A 640-nucleotide genomic window follows, 5' to 3' on the forward strand; every position below is an offset into this window, starting at 1 on the left:
CGCAGGATGCGCACGCCGTCGGCGTACTCCTCCAGGGGTGCGCCGTCGGCGTGGCGGGTGACGACGGTGACCTCGTGGCCGGCGGCGGCCAGGGCGACGGACAGGGCGTGGACGTGGCGGCCGAGGCCGCCGACGAGCACCGGCGGGTACTCCCACGACAGCATGAGGATGCGACGGGTCTGCGGCGGCACACCGGGACCGGGCTGCGTCGGCACGACCGCACCGGGCTGCGTCGGAACGACAGCGGAGGAGCCGGAGGACGCGGGCAGCGGGTGTCGAGAGGTGAGGGTGGGCCGGTGGGTCCGGTCCTTGGTGGCAGCGAGCTGCTCATCGACCCGCAGGGTCGTCACATCTATCTCCGTCCATGCATGGTGAGGCGCGCCGGCGTCAGTGGCGGCGGAGAGGGGGGAAAAGGGTGGCCGAGGGCCGAGCGGGGGCACACGGGCGCGTGTCCCCCGACAAGCAAAGGGCATCGGGCGCGCGTTCGCATCTCCAAATCGGCCATGGTGACGGAAGACACCCGAGGGTGTGGCGCTCATCAGACGGGTGGATTCCGATCACCGCCTGAGAGACTGTCGGGTAACTGGACGGCTACGCAGTGAGAAGTCGTTCGGCGTTGATGCGTCGGGCGGCTTCGCGC

At 71.1% G+C, this 640-nt stretch carries 1 protein-coding gene; it reads right to left on the bottom strand.

The window, feature by feature from the left end; translation table 11 throughout:
- The coding region (locus tag ACLQ24_RS30040) for a glycogen/starch synthase (protein ID WP_425895104.1) at positions 1-350 on the bottom strand (350 nt) is incomplete at its 3' end.
- Positions 351-640 lie beyond the last annotated feature (290 nt).

This window comes from Micromonospora sp. DT4 (assembly GCF_049841675.1).
Lineage (GTDB): Bacteria > Actinomycetota > Actinomycetes > Mycobacteriales > Micromonosporaceae > Micromonospora.